The organism is Sporosarcina sp. FSL K6-3457 (assembly GCF_038007285.1).
In the GTDB taxonomy this organism is placed as follows: Bacteria; Bacillota; Bacilli; order Bacillales_A; family Planococcaceae; genus Sporosarcina.
Genome location: NZ_JBBOWX010000001.1, coordinates 2,949,630 through 2,965,995 on the forward strand (window position 1 = coordinate 2,949,630; position 16,366 = coordinate 2,965,995).

A 16,366-nucleotide genomic window follows, 5' to 3' on the forward strand; every position below is an offset into this window, starting at 1 on the left:
CTTATAGGTTTAAAATTCGTTTCCACCATTGCCCATTATCAAAAAACACATAGACATAATTCAATTTGTCATTGTCACTTGTAAAGGCGACTTCCCAGACGGGGCCTTCAGCTTCTAATCCAAGTGTGACATGTAGAACTTTTTTGATAGTCAGTTCTTGCTTGACGTTGGCAACAGCTTGTTCCGCCGAAATACCATCCGCCAGCTTCACTTCCTCAAAACCATCTTCCGATTGTTGATCAACAAAAACAGCTGTTTTCTCACCATCTCCATCCAATCCGAATACCGTGACCATCGGAACTGTTCCATTAAAGGATTCAGCTGAACTCACAGAAGCGAGTTGTCCAGAGCTCAGTACAGATTCGATGGCCGTCTTATTAGCCGTTGAAAGAGGCTTTCCGGCATTATACAAAACGGTAACCGTAATGACAGAAGTTAACGCCAATAGGAAGACAACAATGAATTTAATCCAATTTACCATACTGCTCCACGTCCTGTACGTCCAAAAGACGTTTTTTCTACTTGAAGTGCTCTATTGTTATACCTACTTAGTATAACAATTTTCGAGTTCATTCACCATATGTTCGAGCGACACTTTTTTTACAGGTACATCTGGTAAGGAGGCCAAAAAACGCTGGCCATAAGACTTCGTTTCAATACGTCGATCCAAAATAATGAAAAAACCTTTGTCGGCCGAAGAACGAATCAGTCGACCGAACCCTTGCCGTAATCGCATAACAGCTTCTGGCAAAGCAAATTCACTGAATGGGTTCACACCGACAGCCGTTAACTTAGCCGCTTTAGCCTTAAATACCGGCTCATCCGGGGATGTAAACGGCAGCCTGACAACAATGACAGCAGACAGTGCTTCTCCAGGTACATCCACGCCTTCCCAGAAGCTATTCGTACCAAATAGCACCGCATTATTAAACTGCCTGAAAGATTTCAATAAGCGAATGCGACTCCCCGAGCTGATGCCTTGTGCAAAAAGTGCATAATCTTCCAGCTGTTCACTTTCTGTTATCAAGTCATACGTTTTCCTCAACATATCCTGTGAGGTGAACAACACGAAAAGCCTGCCTCCGGTTGCGAGTACTGTCTGTACGACAGCATCTGCAACTGCTTCAATATACTCCGATTGGGCAACTTGCTGAATATCAGGCATATTGTCGACGATAAAAATTTCTGCTCCTTCGTAGAAATGCGCAGGTGCATCAAATATTAGCAGTGGAATCGAATCATCAATCCCAAGCTGTCTAGCGATGAACCGCTCATTATCTTGGACAGCTAACGTTCCCGATGTCCAAACAATCCCTGTCTTTTCCTCTTTCAATTTGTCGATAAATGCACGAATCATAGGCGAGCTATCTAATGAACGTCTAATGACAACAAGACTACCTGGAATACTCCGCCGATCTTTTTCCATCCATACGGTGTAATCTTCCGAAGTATTATCGAGAAAAATTTCTACCCACTCACCGGCCTTGATAGTCATCTCACGAACCCAGAAATTCCATTCCGCCACAATCGCTTGCTCTTTACGTGTTAAATTATCAGTTTGATCGGCCAAATCACGGGTAAATTGTTCAGCTTTGCGAATATAGTCAACCATTGCTTCTGCAACTTTTGAAAAATAATTACTCTCCTCTGTCAATTTGTCTAATGGGTAAACAACTCGATTGCCTTGTTGCTTTTTATCAACAAGTAGATTGAAAGTAGTCAGCACACCGACCGCACGATCAAATAAGGCTGTAAAATTGAGAAATGCTTCATCCAACTGCTCTTTCTTATAGTATCGGCCCGTCATCCCTATTCGCTTATTGAGAACATTAACTTGATGCAGTAATTGACCTGTCGCATCAGAACCCATTTGCCCCATAACATACTTCCAATTCGTATAGGAAAATACGGTTTCATTCAGACGGGAGGCTGTTTGTACGAACTGATGGGCTTCATCGACTACCAGTCCTGCTAGTGAATTGAAAATCATTTGGTCCCGGTTCAAATCAGACAGCAACATCGCATGATTGGTGATGATGATGTTCGACTGTCCACATGTCTCTAGCAATTTGTAGTGAAAATCAGCTGCTTGTTCATCGGGCGAAAGTACGTTAGAACGCTTTCGAATACGATCGACAAATAGCTGTCCCCCACCCGATACATTCAACTCCTCCAAATCACCTGTCACCGTTTCCGTTAGCCAAACGAGAATTTGCATAATGGAAAATGTTTCATCATACGACTCGTCGGTAATTCGTTGCAGTTCTTCAAATTTGCCTAACGAAATGTATTGCTCTCTTCCTTTTAAAACTGTTGCAGTAACCGTAGAACCGAGCATCGCACTAACCTTACTGAGCTCCTCATCCATAATCTTATCAGCCAAATGGTTAGTAAATGTACTAATCACGACAGGCTTCCCTGCCGTAATAGAATGGATGGCTGCCGGTAGCAAATAGGCAGCCGTTTTACCGATACCAGTTGGTACTTCCGCTAGCATTTCGGAGCGACTAGAAAGCGCATCCCATACAGTGTCCATAAAGCCAAACTGGGATTCCCTGCGCTCGAATGTCGGGAATGCCTTTTTCAATAAAACCATTTTCTGTTGCTCATCAACTGGATACGTCGGTATCTCAAAGTGATCAGCAATTGGAACAGGTATAGTACGGTATGGAATACCACGGAAAGATGAAAATTCCTGTTTTCTTCTGGATGTCCTCGCCTGCTTTAATGCCGCGTAAAAAAGTGCCGACAAATCCGATTTCAAACGGAATGATCGACGATGCAGCAAATTCAATGTGTCTTCTGGCAGTCCTTGCATTTTCTCCATGCTGGCTAGAAAAAGCTTAGCAGTGGCCGCCGCATCATCATCTGCACGGTGAGCCGCTGCCAGCGGTATGCCTAAATCTTCAGCAATATCCTGTAACCTATAGCTTGTGGCAGAGGGATACATAATTTTAGCCAGTTCAACGGTATCCATTTTTTTACCGACCCACTTACGAATACCACATCTGCTAAACTCACTTTGCAAAAATGATAAGTCAAAATCAGTATTATGGGCAATAAAAACCGTCCCTTCCAACAGACGAGCCACTTCCTCGGCAATATCTTCAAAATACGGTGCGTCTACTACGTCTTCGTCCGCAATGCCCGTTAATTGACGGATGAAAGCCGGTATTTTTTGTCCCGGATTAACAAAACGAACATACTTGTCGCCAATTTCCCCATTTGTAATAAACACAATTGCTAGCTGAATGATCCGGTCTCCTTTGACCGGTGAATGACCAGTCGTCTCCAGATCAACAACTGCATACGTTTTGTTGTCCACTCAATCATCAACTTCCTTAATCAAATACACCTGGGCCATCTGCCGTAGGCGTTAATGACGTTAACATGCTATCGTAAATTGTATCACATTCCGGTAGATGAAAACAAAAAAGCCCCTATGAAATCATCGTGTTCCGATTCCATAGGAGTTCTTTAGCTAAGGCGTTAATAGCTTGTCATCCCTTGTTTCTCTTTGATGACTTCTTTCACGCCATTTTTTTCATCCATAATGAGAACGGTTGGTTCATGTGTCAGCGCCTCTTCGTTTGTCATATAGACATAGGATAGGATAATGACGATATCGCCACGCTGGACAAGTCGTGCCGCTGCCCCATTGACACATATAACACCACTTCCGCGCTCTCCTGCAATAATATACGTTTCAAAACGTGAGCCGTTATTGTTGTTGACAACATGGACTTTCTCGTTCGGCAACATTCCCGCGGCGTCCAACAAATCACTGTCAATGGTAATGCTTCCGACATAACTTAAATCTGCTTCTGTGACAGTCGCGCGATGCAACTTACTATTCATCATCATTCTGAACATAACACTCATCCTTTTAGTGGAATAATTATATTATCAATCAATCTTGTTTTGCTAAACTTCACTGCACAAGCAACGATAACTTCATTTGTTTGGTCTATCTCCTTAGTCAATGCCGGATAAGCGAGTAGCGACACATAGTCAATGCTGCCCGTACTATTTGTGACAATCGCCTCTGCCACTTGTTGCTCAATCTCCCCAGCAGACAACCCTTCAGCAACTAATAACGCACCTTTTTGAAGGGCACGTTGAATAGCAGGAGCTTCCTGACGCTCCGCCTCTGTCAAATGAACATTGCGAGAGCTTTTCGCCAAGCCGTCCTGCTCTCGAACTGTTGGCACACGGACAATCTTCGTTCTAAGATTAAAATCACGCACAAACGTCTCAATAATCGCTAGCTGTTGCGCATCCTTCAATCCAAAATACGAACGATCTGGGTCAACAATGTTAAACAGCTTCAACACGACTTTCAGTACACCATCGAAATGACCTGGTCTAGACGCCCCGCAAAGCTCAGTTGCTTGAGAACCTGGTAAAATACGAATGCCGCCTTCTTGCGGATACATTTCCTCCGGTGTCGGCATGAAGAGAATGTCAACACCAGCATCATGGGCAAGCCCCGCGTCACGCTGCGCGTCGCGAGGATATGCCTCAAAATCTTCTCCCGGACCGAACTGGGCAGGATTGACAAAAATACTCATGACAACAATATCATTCTGTTGTCGCGCTTGTTCCACAAGCGATAAATGTCCTTCATGTAAAAAACCCATTGTTGGAACAAAACCAACCGTCTTCCCTTGTCGCTGATTACGACCAAGCAACGTCTGTAGCTCTTGAATCGTATGAATAATTGTTAGTTCTGCCACGTTACTTGCCACCTTTTTCACCGCCATATAAGGCTTCCAGTTCTTCTTCCTTCATCGTAAAACGATGATGCTCCGCCGGGAAGGACTGCTCTTTTACCTCGGCTACATACTTGGTAATTCCTTCACCAATAACTGTACCAACGTCCGCAAATGCCTTGACGAATTTTGGCACACGGTGACTGCCATATGTGACTGTATCGTGGAACACAAGTACTTGTCCATCTGTTCCAGCACCTGCCCCAATACCGATAACCGGGATAGACACTGCAGCAGAAACTTCATCTGCCAACTGGTACGGAATACATTCCAAGACAATCATACAAGCCCCCGCCGCTTCGCTTGCACGTGCATCATCTATCAGTTGCTGTGCAGCCGCAGCTGTCTTACCTTGCACTTTATAGCCACCTACAACTGCGGCTGATTGAGGAAGTAAGCCGAGGTGTCCAACAACTGGGATGCCTACACCCGTCAGCAGACGAATCGTCTCGATGACCTTGCCAGCACCTTCAACCTTCAACGCATGCGCACCCGTCTGTTGGAACATACGAACTGCCGCTGCAAGCGTACTGTCATCCGAGCCATGATAAGAGCCAAATGGCATATCCACAACAATAAACGTATCTGTTGCCCCTCTTTTTACTGCTTTTCCGTGATGGATCATATCATCCACTGTCACAGAAACCGTTGAATCATAACCAAGAACGACCATGCCGAGCGAATCGCCAACGAGTAAAACATCGACCCCCGCCTCTTCCGCAAGCTTAGCTGATGGATAATCATAAGCCGTGAGCATGACAATCTTTTCGCCCTCTTTTTTCATGTTGATAAAATCCAGTGTGCTTTTCATATTATTTTTGCTCCCTTCTTGGGAGAAAACCGATTAATCAAATACGCCTTGGCGTATTTGTGCCCGGATTTTGAATTGAGCTTGCTCAATTGACTCCTTTCAAAATCCGTGGCATCCGCCGGAGGCTTTAACTTTCAGCAGGTATCTGAATAGCCATTGAATTACGTATATATTTCGCAAAAACCCAACACCGATAGAAGTAGGAGTCTTTTGCTGAATAAAGTTAAAAAATCCTTCTATCCATTTTTGGACAGAAGGATTGTATCATCACGTAATGGTTTCCTCCGTCCCTGTCTTTGTCAAGATCAAGGCAGATCCTATTGAATTTTATGTTTGCTACATATCTTAACAGGTGCAGTTCACGAAATGATACCGCCCTTCGACACTACTATAACAAATTGGCAGATAGATGTATACAAATTATGGTCAACATTTTGTCACATTCTCCTGTCAAATTAACTCGACACCTCTATATCCGCAGAATAGATACCACGTATCGTGCCATCATCCAATCGTAGTTCCAATACACCTTCATCGGAAATACCAAGTGCTGTGCCTACCAATGTTTCATTCAACATCACAGCACGAATCCGTTTGCCTGTTGTATCGGAATACCCTTCCCACAACAGTTTAATGGGCCCAAAACCATGCTTTTCATACATATCCGTGTAGAGTTCAAGAAATCCAAGAATTTTTGCAATTGATTGTGCACGGTCCACGGGCTTGCCTATTAGGATTTGCAGCGAAGTGGCAATAGCCTGCAGTTCGTCCGGGAAGTCAGCTAGTTCTTGGTTAACATTCATACCAATCCCCAAAATAATCGCTTTTACTTGGTCAGGATCTGCCTGCAGTTCTGTCAAAATACCTGTCACTTTTTTACCATCGACTAAAATATCATTCGGCCATTTAATCGTTGGTTCAATGCCCGTTAGCTCCTCAATCGCACGTGTGACGGCAACTGCCGCAACTAGGGTCATCTGTGGAGCCTGCTGTGGCGTTAACGACGGACGTGAAATCACACTCATCCAAATCCCTTTGCCTGATTTGGAACTCCACGGGCGCGCCATACGCCCTCTTCCCGCTGTTTGTTCTTCCGAAATAATGACTGTCCCATTTGGTGCATCATTTTGCGCCTCTTCATGTGCAATAATCTGGGTTGACTCACAAGTTTCAAAATACCGAATGTGCCGTCCATAACTTTTTGTCGTTAAATGCTGTTCGACATTGGCAACATTCACTCGATCAGGTGAGGCAATAAGTGTATAGCCTTTTTTGCGGATGGTCCCAATCTCATAGCCTTCTTTTTCAAGCTCCTTGACATATTTCCAAATCGCCGTTCTAGATAGGCCGTACTCATCAGCGATTTCCTGTCCTGATACCGGTCCACCGTTTGCTTCAAACAATCTTTTCAGTAATTCATTCTTCACGCTTGAATTCATCGACAAACCATTCCTTTATATTGTTTGGATTATTTTCACAGTGTCCATGAAGAACGAGCCACGTGATTTTTTCCATCCATTCGCCCGTCCATTTGCCGCCACGTAACCCCGTCCACGCCATCAAATCTTTACCCGTTATCGCTATATCTGCAACGGATTGAATAGGTAGTGCCTGTTTCGCGGCAGTGATTTCATCCTTAGAAACAGTTTGAGTCGCATTCACTAGTATCACAACCCATTTTTCCACCAATAAAAGTACCTCTAGATCAAACCTATAATAATCATCTACCGTAAACAGACCGCTAGACCTTCTCATAGACGCTTGCTGCACAGCCGCTAAAAATGATTTCTCAACATTCGATAGCTTGTACGCATTCGCGACTTCCAAATATGAAAAATCACCCGCAAGCATCAAGCAAGCCCATCCTTCAATAGCCGTTTCAAAAGGCACCATTTGGTTAAGCTTGTCGATGTTTTCCGGAAATAAAGGCAAATGACTAGCCAATGCTGTCTGTTGGATAACCTGAAAGGCTTTCATAGGATTAACACCTTTCAACAGCTTGTCCATCTCCGCTTTTAATCGTTCCACCGAAATATGCTGAATCTGTGGTGCATGGCTACGAATCGCTTCAAACGTGTCCTCTTCAATTGTAAAATCGAGAACAGATGTAAAGCGCACCGCACGGAACATCCGAAGAGCATCTTCGTTAAAGCGATCCGCGGCATAACCGACAGCCCGAATCAGTTGATGCGCCATATCCCGCTGCCCACCAAACAAGTCAATCAGTTCACCATCTTTTGTCATGGCAAGTGCATTCATTGTGAAATCTCTACGCAGTAAATCCTCTCGTAAGGATGTCACAAACTCCACTTCATCCGGACGACGATGATCGCTATACGTCCCTTCTGTTCGATAAGTCGTTACTTCAATCGGTTCCCCGTCCATCAACACAAGAACCGTACCATGCGCTGTGCCAACGTCCACAGTCATCGGAAATAAGGCCTTGACTTCCTCAGGCTTTGCCGAAGTGGCAATATCGATATCCGTTGCCGGCTTTCCCAAGACAAAATCTCGGACTGCACCTCCAACAAATACAGCTTCATAGCCTGCCTGTTCAAGCAAACGAATGACTTCACGACTCGATTTTGTTGCAAAAAGGGTTGTCATTGATTTCCCGCCACTTCATAATAAAGTTTTTCGTATTGCGTCACGATAGTTGAGGAATGAAATTTATTGGCCACTGTCGCTAGCCCATTTTGCTGAAAAGTGGCATGTAATTGGTCATCTGTCAGCAATTGTAGTGCTTTGTCAGCAGCCATTGCCACATCTCCAAGCTCAACGAGAAAACCATTGACACCATCCTCAACAACCTCTGGAATTCCCCCAATAGCGGTCGCAACAGATGGCACACCGCAAGCAAATGCTTCCAGTAATACCAGACCAAACGCCTCTTTTTCAGACAATAAAAACATGACATCACTAATTGCCAGAAGCTCCGGCAAATCATCCCGCTTGCCCGTAAAAATGACAGCATCTTGGAGGCCTAATTCACGCACAAGCTCTTCCATAGCCGTCTTCTCCGGTCCTTCGCCGACAAGCAGCAATTTGGCATCTAACTCTTTTGCCACAAGCCGAAAACTTTCAATAATATCGGGAATACGCTTCACAGCCCTGAAATTAGATATATGGATAATAACTTTTTCATTCTGTCCAATGCCAAGCTCACTTTTCAACGCTCCAGGCTCGACTGGATGATATTTGTCTTCATCGATAAAATTGTAAATCGTCAATAAGTCTTTTTCTGGTTCAATCAATTCAAGTGTATCTTGTCTCAGTGATTCAGAAACAGTCGTTGTAATTGTTGATTTATGAATGCCATAGCGGACCGTATTACGCAGTCCAGGATCATGTCCAAGGATCGTCACATCCGTACCATGTAACGTTGTAATGACACCAATCGTTGAATTAGCCATATCTTTGCCGAGTGCAGCTGATACAGCATGTGGTACAGCATAATGTACATGTAGCAAATCTAACTTTTCCGTTTCAATCACTTGTGCAATACGATTCGCAAGCGCGATATCATAGGGTGGATATTTAAAAACTGCATAGCCGTCTATTTTCACTTCATGAAATTGGATGTTGGGATGTACGTCAAGAAAACGAAAAGGTTTACCCGACGTAATATAATGCATTTCATGGCCTCTATCCGCCATCATTTTTCCGAGTTCGGTTGCCACAACCCCAGACCCACCGAGTGAAGGGTAGCAGATTACACCTACTTTCAATTTTCCCAATTTCAACATTTCCTTTCGCTCTAGCATCCTTACTTATTTCGATTACTGTTTAATCAATAATATTTTCGAGTCCATAGATCAGATCTTTTCTTACCATGACATCACGTGCGGCCATTAGTATTCCTGGCATAAAGCTATTACGATCAAATGAGTCATGTCTAATAGTCAGCAGTTCACCTTCGCCACCAAGAAGCACTTGCTGATGTGCAAGCAGCCCTGGTAATCGGATACTATGAATTTTCATACCTTCCACATCAGCACCACGCGCACCCGCTTGATGCTCTTGCTCCTCTGGATGCCCTTGTATATGCGGTTCCCTAACAGCTGTTATCATTTCAGCCGTTTTCACAGCTGTTCCTGATGGTGCGTCAAGTTTCCGATCATGGTGCATTTCAAGTATTTCAACATCACCGAGGTAGCGTGCTGCCATAACAGAGAATTTCATCATCAGTACAGCACCTATTGAAAAATTCGGTGCGATGATTCCACCGACTTGTGCTGAAGCCGACAGTTCAGTTAAAATCGAAATTTGCTCCTTTGAAAGACCTGATGTTCCCACGACAGGATGGATTCCTAAAGCTATTGCTTCTTTAACGTTGTTAAATACAGCATCTGGATCCGTCACATCAAGAAGGACATCTGGCTGTGTGTCAGCCGCCAAATCGGCAAGTGATGTGTAAAACCGGACTCCCTCAGGCTCTTCAGTAATTATCGAATTATGTAAATACAAACCTTCATATTTATAATCAAGTGCTGCCACAACTTCCATATCAGGTGCTGCTGTAATGGCTTGAAGCGCGGCGCTTCCCATTCTTCCTCGTACTCCTGCTATTGCAACTTTTATCATAATAGCTCCTCCTTTTTGGTCCAGCGATCAGCATCACGTTCTTTGAATTTATCAACCACAGTCGTCAATGCCTTTTCTAAGCTAATTCCTTGCGAATTAGCGAAACAGACAAGTACAAAAAATAAATCCCCCGTCTCTTCCTCAAGCGAACGGACTGCCTCACTTGACTTTTTCTTTTTCATGCCATAGACATGTTGTACTTCCCTCGACAATTCACCGAGCTCTTCAGTCATTCGAGCTAGCAACTCCATTGGTGGAAAATAGCCTTCTTTAAAACGATTTATGTACAAATCGACTTCTTGTTGTAGACCTTCCAACGACTTTGATGACTCCATTTCTATCAACTCCCCATCCTATCGTATAAATTAACGCCACTATTGTCAAAATATAAAATATGGCTGATAATAATCATAGCTCTAACTTAATTCAGATGAGTTTATTATCTCTCAAAAAATAATAAGATATATGCAAGGTGTGCAGATAATTTATTGTGGCTAAATCTGAATTAAGTTAGGCCTCCGGCGGATGTCATAGATTTTGTAAGGAATCAATTGTGCAAGCACAATTCAAAATCTAGACGCAAATACGCCAAGGCGTATTTAAATTATGAAAGGTGTGCAGTACATGCTTGACGGAATTCGAATTAAAAATATTATTTTCATCATTATCGGTGCTGCCGTCTTCAGTTTTGGACTCGTCCATTTTAATATTCAAAACGAACTAGCCGAAGGCGGTTTTACAGGAATTACACTTATTTTGTTATTTGCATTCAATTGGGACCCAGCTATTATGAACCTGGTGCTAAATATTCCCATGTTCATCATCGGCTGGAAGTTGCTTGGAAAACGGGTTTTCATTTACACGGTTATCGGAACCGTCGCAGTGTCTGTCTTTATTAAAATTTTCATGGTCTATCAGATTGATATCCACCTAAAAGATGATTTGTTCCTCGTTGCTTTGTTTGCCGGAGTTTTCATCGGGATTGGGCTCGGCATCATTTTCAGGTATGGGGGCACAACAGGTGGTGTTGACATTATCGCACGTCTTGCCCATAAATACATAGGCTGGAGCATGGGAAAAACTATGTTTATGTTCGATGCAGTTGTTATTCTCGTTTCCTGGGCGGTCTATTTGGATCATCGTTCCATGATGTATACGCTTGTGGCCCTATTTGTGGGTGCTCGTGTCATCGACTTTGTCCAAGAAGGTGCTTATGCAGCAAGGGGTGCATTTATCATTTCCGATTCGCAAGACGAAATTGCGGCAAAAATTGCTGCTGAAATGGAACGTGGGGTTACCGTTTTTAGAGGCTACGGTCATTATACGAAGGCTGATCGGGAAATCCTTTACTGCGTCGTCGGGAGAAATGAAATCATGCGCTTGAAAAATATCATTACTTCCATCGATCCACATGCATTCGTGTCACTCATCGATGCACACGATGTCATGGGAGAGGGCTTTACGTTAGACGAACAGAAACGACCGTTAGAGCGATAACTAAAAGAACAAAAACGAAGGGCGTCTGCTCAGGTATGACAGGAGACTAGACGTGAAATCTCTATAGCGTAACTTATCCACAATGCGAGTTTTTATAGCTCCCTAAACAATGAAAAAAATCCGTCTCTCAACATATGAGGACGGATTTTTTCAACTTAGTCTCTATTTGTAAATATCAACAATAGGCGAACTAGTTCCATTACAGCTACGGCAGCTGCTGCAACATATGTCATTGCCGCTGCATTAAGTACTTTCTTCGCATGCGGTTCTTCTTCATTACGAATAATATTCAACTCGATGATCTGATTCATCGCACGAGTAGATGCATTGAATTCTACCGGTAATGTAACCAGTTGGAAAACAACTCCTACAGCTAGCAATGCAATACCAATTCCGAGTAGTGAGTTCATACTTGAGAAGATAATCCCAATCATAATGAACACCCAAGACGCATTAGACGTAATGCTCGCAACAGGTGCTAAACGATGACGGAAACGAAGATATGAATAAGCTTCCTTATCCTGAATAGCATGCCCAACCTCGTGCGCCGCAACAGCTGTTCCCGCAACAGATGCTTCATGGTAGTTATGTGGTGACAATGCAACAATTTTTGTTACCGGGTTGTAATGATCACTCAAAAAACCTTGACTCTCCACGACTTGTACATTTTGTAAACCATTATGATCTAAAATGCGACGAGCTACTTCAGCTCCCGTCATACCCGATGTCGAACGAAGTTTAGAATACTTTTTATACGTGCTTTTTACTTTAAACTGGGCGTAAAGTGGCAGAATAATAATTGCCGCCAAGTAAATCCAAAACATAAACGATTTCCTCCCTTTTCTCTATCAATCATGCCCCAGCGTGATTGCCTCTGGATTTTTTTCGAGCAAGCCCGAAAAACTCACCTGAAAATCCGTGACATCCGCGGGCCCCGACAGGATGTCGGTCATGCAGCCGTTGCCACAGGACGTGGCGTACTTAGGTTGCCTTCCGTTTATCTGAATTTAGCAGGATTTTAGGCTGCTGCTGAATTCAGATAAATCTATTCTATAACGGGAGCGCAGCTACTGCAACTTTTTACTTTGGTAATATAGTAGTTGTTGCCACTCTTCTCCTCCACACCCAACAAGCAAGCAAGATACAAGCAATTGACAACCAGAACGTAAAATAACCGATTTGGTTCATGTATTTCATCAAATCTCCATAGATAGGCATTTGCCCAAAAACATAGTCGATGACATCATTGTGAAGCGTCCAGACAGCTGCTATCGCAATATGGACGAAGCCGAACCGATACAGAGAACTATATAGCACAGCTTGTACAGCCATCGCAAAATGAGACCCAACAAGCATCCAACCAACTGGGCTAAGTTCACCTGTCTCGATAAGCGTCAAAATATTCATAACCACCGCCCAAAGACCATACTTAACGAGCGTAATAAGCGCCAGTGCCTCCATCAGCTTGAAATTCCGTCCAATCAGCCAGCCGATAATCGCCAGCGTAAAAAACAAACTCGCTGTCGGACTATCCGGAACAAAAATCCAAAACTTCGGCTCAGTTATTTCCAACTGCCACATATACCAATCATAACCATACACCGTACCCAATAAATTGATAAATAATAAAATCCAAAGAAACGACTTATGTGAAAGTATGAGCCAAACCCTCTGCAATAAACTCATAGCACCTCTCCCTTTAAAAATCCGTGACATCCGCCGGAGGCTTTCACCTTTATTTAGCAAGTATTTTGAATACCCTCTGAATAAAGATGTAATCTTAATATGTATACAAAAAAGAGTCAGTTTCCTGACTCTTTTACGTTATATTACTTACTCGCTTTTCAGACCCTCGATGAACTCAGCAAGAACTTGGAGCTCTTCATCTGTCCCATCAAATAAGCCCGGAGCCATATCTCCTTGACCATCATGAACAATCGTCACGATTTGGTCAGCAGTCAAACCAGTATTTACTAATGGCTTACCGAGACCACCTTCGAACGAATTACCATGACAACTCACACATGAAGCACCTGCATAGATTTGATAACCTTCAGACTCCGTATCAAATACAACTTCTTCACGAATTGCACCTTGAATTTTTTGTTGTTCCCAGTCATGGTTCACAACAGATTCCCATGTCAAATAGAACATAGCAGCAAATGAAAGTAGCATAAATGCTGTTGGAAGTGGACGTTTGAATGGACGACGTTCTTTCGACGTATCCATAAATGGTACAAGCATCAATGCGCCAAATGCTAGTCCTGGCATAACAAGTGCACCAATAATATTATAAGGTCCAGAAGCAAATTCATACTTCAGTAACTGATACATGGAAAGGAAGTACCAGTCCGGAACAGGCATATACATTGTATCCGTTGGGTCCGCTTGACGTTCTAGCGGAGACGGATGGGCAACTGTTAATATTAAATATCCGATCAAGAAAACGGCACCAATCATCCATTCCTTCAAAAGGAAGTTTGGCCAAAAAGCTTCTGTTTTCCCCGGATATTCCGAGTAATCTTTCGGGACGTTCGGCATTTTGTTGGTAGCCTTAATGCGCGAATCTCCGACAAATTTCATCCCTTTTCCGCGTTGCATGGTGTCCCCTCCTTTACTATCTCTTTAAAATTCGTTCCCTCTTATAGAGGTCCAGAAATACCTTGTCTTCTGATCATGATAAAGTGTGCTGCAAGCAACCCAAGCAAAGCAGCTGGTAGGAAGAATACATGAATCGCGAAGAAACGCGTCAATGTTTGTGCACCTAGAATCGTTGAATCCCCTGCAAGCAGGATTTTAATCGATTCTCCAATGAATGGAACAGAAGCTGCAATTTCGATTCCTACTTTCGTAGCGAATACTGCTTTCATATCCCATGGCAATAGATAACCAGTGAAACCAAGTCCAAGCATAACCATAAAGATCAATACTCCGACAACCCAGTTCAGTTCACGTGGTTTCTTATAAGAACCTGTGAAGAAGACACGTAACGTATGTAGGAACATCATAACGATTACAAGTGATGCTCCCCAATGGTGCATCCCACGCACAATCTCACCGAATGCTACTTCATTTTGAAGGTAATAAACGGATTTCCATGCATTTTCAATGTCCGGTGTGTAATACATTGTAAGGAACATACCGGAAAGAATCTGGATAACCGTGACGAAAAACGTCAGTCCTCCGAAACAATAGATGAATGCAGAAAAGTGATGTGCAGGGTTTACGTGCTCAGGTACTTCGTGGTCAGCGATATCCCGCCATATCGGGGTGATATCCAACCGTTCGTCAACCCAATCATAAATTTTATTTAGCACTTCGGTCGTACCCCCTTACAATTTTAAACTAATGTGTTCGGTTTTGTTACTCCGAGATACACGAATCCGTCTACGACATTAACTTCATACTCGTCAAGAGGTCCTGTTGGCGGTGTTCCTGGCACGTTTTTACCATCTTTCGTATAGCGTCCGGCGTGACATGGACAGAAGAACAAATCAGGGTGCTTCTCGTCACCAGCCCAGTTCACCGTACAGCCAAGATGCTTACAAACAGGTGAAAGTGCAACAACTTTGTCGCCTTCTTTATAAACCCAAGCCGTGTTTGACACGTCGGATTTATACCAGCCATCTTTTCGATCCTTAATTGTGAAGTCGACACGAACTGGCATATCCGTAAGGTCGGCCACCTTTTGCGAAGTTGGTATGAAATCTCCTCCACTAGACTCCTGCAAGACAGGGTCAATCGCAAAACGAATCATCGGCATTAGCATTGCAGATGCCATAAATCCACCAGTCCCCATAAGTGTATAACTCATGAATTGGCGTCGTGACACTTTGTTGCTCATCAATTTCCCTCCTCTTACTTAAAGGTCAGTCCAACGGACATATTTTTGCTAATTGTAATACTAGGACATATCTATGATATATCAATACTAAAGGAAATTCAATCATGCTTTCTCTACAGATGTAAGATTGTGAACAAATATCGAATTTTATCTTCATTCAGCAAAAAACCTGTTGAATAAGGAGGAATACAGTTCAATCCTTCCCCATTGCATGACCTATATCCTGTTGGCCCCGAGCTCGATAAAAATCCGGACACAATTACGCCGAGGCATAATTGATTATTGGGACCACTTTTCCATGAATCTTGGCAACACCTGACGAAGCTGATCTTCAATGATTGTTTGCCTTAGCTGTGGGTCCATGCTTTCAAGCGGTATCGATGGTAACCAGATTACTTCGCCCCCGATTTTAATGCTTGTCCATGCAGCATCTGTTGTCAAGAAAAATACATGTTTAAAAGATGCTGTTGAAATGTCCTGTGACAGCAGTTCCGCCATCACTTGCAAGTCCATCGACTGTGTGTATGCGAATGGCGGCATCAACATCATACGGCCCTTAAACTGTGTTTCAATAAACGTTGTAAGATGCATGAGAAACTCTGAAGATGACGTACTATTTTTCATAGCCCCAAGCTCTGTGTCTACTTTGAGTAGTGGAACGATGAGCGTGTCAATATACTCTTTTTGTTGCAAATATGTATCCATATCTTTTGCGGTCCAGTTCATCTATTTTCGGCAAGGATACTCCCACTTCTATAAGTGGGGGAGGAATTGCCGTTCGCTCTTGGAACGAAAACAGTCTCCCCTTGCCTAGCTCCCTTCTCGTATATGATTAATTATAGCCTTTCCACTAAAAGG

17 protein-coding genes are annotated in these 16,366 nt (G+C 43.3%); 1 reads left to right on the top strand and 16 read right to left on the bottom strand.

All coding sequences use genetic code 11. The features are described from left to right. Window position 1: 1 nt before the first annotated feature. From N1I80_RS14590 to N1I80_RS14635, 10 genes are all read right to left on the bottom strand, one after another. Window positions 2–481 (bottom strand): cell wall elongation regulator TseB-like domain-containing protein, encoded by a 480-nt coding sequence (locus N1I80_RS14590; RefSeq protein WP_340738585.1) that lies wholly within the window; start codon window positions 479–481, stop codon window positions 2–4. Between the two features lie 63 nt (window positions 482–544). Continuing rightward, window positions 545–3,325: an ATP-dependent DNA helicase DinG gene (gene dinG / locus N1I80_RS14595; protein WP_340738586.1), complete on the bottom strand. Its 2,781-nt coding sequence runs from the start codon at window positions 3,323–3,325 to the stop codon at window positions 545–547. A 164-nt stretch (window positions 3,326–3,489) separates the two neighbouring features. Then, entirely contained in the window at window positions 3,490–3,873 is a 384-nt protein-coding gene (gene panD, locus N1I80_RS14600) for an aspartate 1-decarboxylase (RefSeq protein WP_340738587.1), read from the bottom strand. Window positions 3,874–3,878: 5 nt separating this feature from the next. Continuing rightward, on the bottom strand, window positions 3,879–4,736 hold the full coding sequence (gene panC / locus N1I80_RS14605) for a pantoate--beta-alanine ligase (RefSeq protein WP_340738588.1): 858 nt from the start codon (window positions 4,734–4,736) through the stop codon (window positions 3,879–3,881). A 1-nt stretch (window position 4,737) separates the two neighbouring features. Beyond that, window positions 4,738–5,583: a 3-methyl-2-oxobutanoate hydroxymethyltransferase gene (gene panB, locus N1I80_RS14610; protein WP_340738589.1), complete on the bottom strand. Its 846-nt coding sequence runs from the start codon at window positions 5,581–5,583 to the stop codon at window positions 4,738–4,740. Between the two features lie 455 nt (window positions 5,584–6,038). Then, a complete protein-coding gene (locus N1I80_RS14615) occupies window positions 6,039–7,022 on the bottom strand; it encodes a biotin--[acetyl-CoA-carboxylase] ligase (RefSeq protein WP_340738590.1) in 984 nt (327 codons plus the stop codon). After that, window positions 7,000–8,190 (bottom strand): CCA tRNA nucleotidyltransferase, encoded by a 1,191-nt coding sequence (locus tag N1I80_RS14620; protein WP_340738591.1) that lies wholly within the window; start codon window positions 8,188–8,190, stop codon window positions 7,000–7,002. The genes N1I80_RS14615 and N1I80_RS14620 overlap by 23 nt, the downstream gene beginning before the upstream one ends. After that, complete coding sequence (gene bshA / locus N1I80_RS14625; protein ID WP_445683657.1) at window positions 8,187–9,320, bottom strand: N-acetyl-alpha-D-glucosaminyl L-malate synthase BshA; 1,134 nt, start codon at window positions 9,318–9,320, stop codon at window positions 8,187–8,189. The genes N1I80_RS14620 and bshA overlap by 4 nt, the downstream gene beginning before the upstream one ends. Before the next feature lie 49 nt (window positions 9,321–9,369). Next, on the bottom strand, window positions 9,370–10,170 hold the full coding sequence (dapB, locus tag N1I80_RS14630; RefSeq protein WP_340740052.1) for a 4-hydroxy-tetrahydrodipicolinate reductase: 801 nt from the start codon (window positions 10,168–10,170) through the stop codon (window positions 9,370–9,372). Continuing rightward, window positions 10,164–10,502: a nucleotide pyrophosphohydrolase gene (locus N1I80_RS14635; protein ID WP_340738593.1), complete on the bottom strand. Its 339-nt coding sequence runs from the start codon at window positions 10,500–10,502 to the stop codon at window positions 10,164–10,166. Before N1I80_RS14635 ends, dapB begins: the two co-directional genes overlap by 7 nt. Before the next feature lie 289 nt (window positions 10,503–10,791). Here N1I80_RS14635 and N1I80_RS14640 point away from each other — a divergent pair, with 289 nt between their 5' ends. After that, entirely contained in the window at window positions 10,792–11,664 is an 873-nt protein-coding gene (locus N1I80_RS14640) for a YitT family protein (protein WP_340738594.1), read from the top strand. 155 nt (window positions 11,665–11,819) lie between these two features. Here the strand turns inward: N1I80_RS14640 and N1I80_RS14645 are convergent, their stop codons facing one another. From N1I80_RS14645 to N1I80_RS14670, 6 genes are all read right to left on the bottom strand, one after another. Then, window positions 11,820–12,488, bottom strand: a complete 669-nt coding sequence (locus tag N1I80_RS14645; RefSeq protein ID WP_340738595.1) for a zinc metallopeptidase — start codon at window positions 12,486–12,488, stop codon at window positions 11,820–11,822. Window positions 12,489–12,744: 256 nt separating this feature from the next. Continuing rightward, complete coding sequence (locus tag N1I80_RS14650; protein WP_340738596.1) at window positions 12,745–13,350, bottom strand: DUF1405 domain-containing protein; 606 nt, start codon at window positions 13,348–13,350, stop codon at window positions 12,745–12,747. A gap of 147 nt (window positions 13,351–13,497) precedes the next feature. Beyond that, entirely contained in the window at window positions 13,498–14,265 is a 768-nt protein-coding gene (locus tag N1I80_RS14655) for a menaquinol-cytochrome c reductase cytochrome b/c subunit (RefSeq protein WP_340738597.1), read from the bottom strand. A 41-nt stretch (window positions 14,266–14,306) separates the two neighbouring features. Next, window positions 14,307–14,981 (bottom strand): menaquinol-cytochrome c reductase cytochrome b subunit, encoded by a 675-nt coding sequence (gene qcrB, locus N1I80_RS14660; protein WP_340738598.1) that lies wholly within the window; start codon window positions 14,979–14,981, stop codon window positions 14,307–14,309. Window positions 14,982–15,004: 23 nt separating this feature from the next. After that, on the bottom strand, window positions 15,005–15,511 hold the full coding sequence (locus tag N1I80_RS14665) for a QcrA and Rieske domain-containing protein (RefSeq protein WP_340738599.1): 507 nt from the start codon (window positions 15,509–15,511) through the stop codon (window positions 15,005–15,007). 276 nt (window positions 15,512–15,787) lie between these two features. Then, on the bottom strand, window positions 15,788–16,213 hold the full coding sequence (locus N1I80_RS14670; protein ID WP_340738600.1) for a DUF2487 family protein: 426 nt from the start codon (window positions 16,211–16,213) through the stop codon (window positions 15,788–15,790). Between the last annotated feature and the right edge of the window lie 153 nt (window positions 16,214–16,366).

Bases quoted from the DNA above. Each gene is read 5' to 3' on its own strand.
- N1I80_RS14590 (WP_340738585.1), bottom strand. From the start codon at position 481: ATGGTAAATTGGATTAAATTCATTGTTGTCTTCCTATTGGCGTTAACT.
- panD (WP_340738587.1), bottom strand. From the start codon at position 3,873: ATGTTCAGAATGATGATGAATAGTAAGTTGCATCGCGCGACTGTCACA.
- panB (WP_340738589.1), bottom strand. From the start codon at position 5,583: ATGAAAAGCACACTGGATTTTATCAACATGAAAAAAGAGGGCGAAAAG.
- N1I80_RS14615 (WP_340738590.1), bottom strand. From the start codon at position 7,022: ATGAATTCAAGCGTGAAGAATGAATTACTGAAAAGATTGTTTGAAGCA.
- N1I80_RS14620 (WP_340738591.1), bottom strand. From the start codon at position 8,190: ATGACAACCCTTTTTGCAACAAAATCGAGTCGTGAAGTCATTCGTTTG.
- N1I80_RS14635 (WP_340738593.1), bottom strand. From the start codon at position 10,502: ATGGAGTCATCAAAGTCGTTGGAAGGTCTACAACAAGAAGTCGATTTG.
- N1I80_RS14640 (WP_340738594.1), top strand. From the start codon at position 10,792: ATGCTTGACGGAATTCGAATTAAAAATATTATTTTCATCATTATCGGT.
- N1I80_RS14645 (WP_340738595.1), bottom strand. From the start codon at position 12,488: ATGTTTTGGATTTACTTGGCGGCAATTATTATTCTGCCACTTTACGCC.
- N1I80_RS14650 (WP_340738596.1), bottom strand. From the start codon at position 13,350: ATGAGTTTATTGCAGAGGGTTTGGCTCATACTTTCACATAAGTCGTTT.
- N1I80_RS14655 (WP_340738597.1), bottom strand. From the start codon at position 14,265: ATGCAACGCGGAAAAGGGATGAAATTTGTCGGAGATTCGCGCATTAAG.
- N1I80_RS14670 (WP_340738600.1), bottom strand. From the start codon at position 16,213: ATGGATACATATTTGCAACAAAAAGAGTATATTGACACGCTCATCGTT.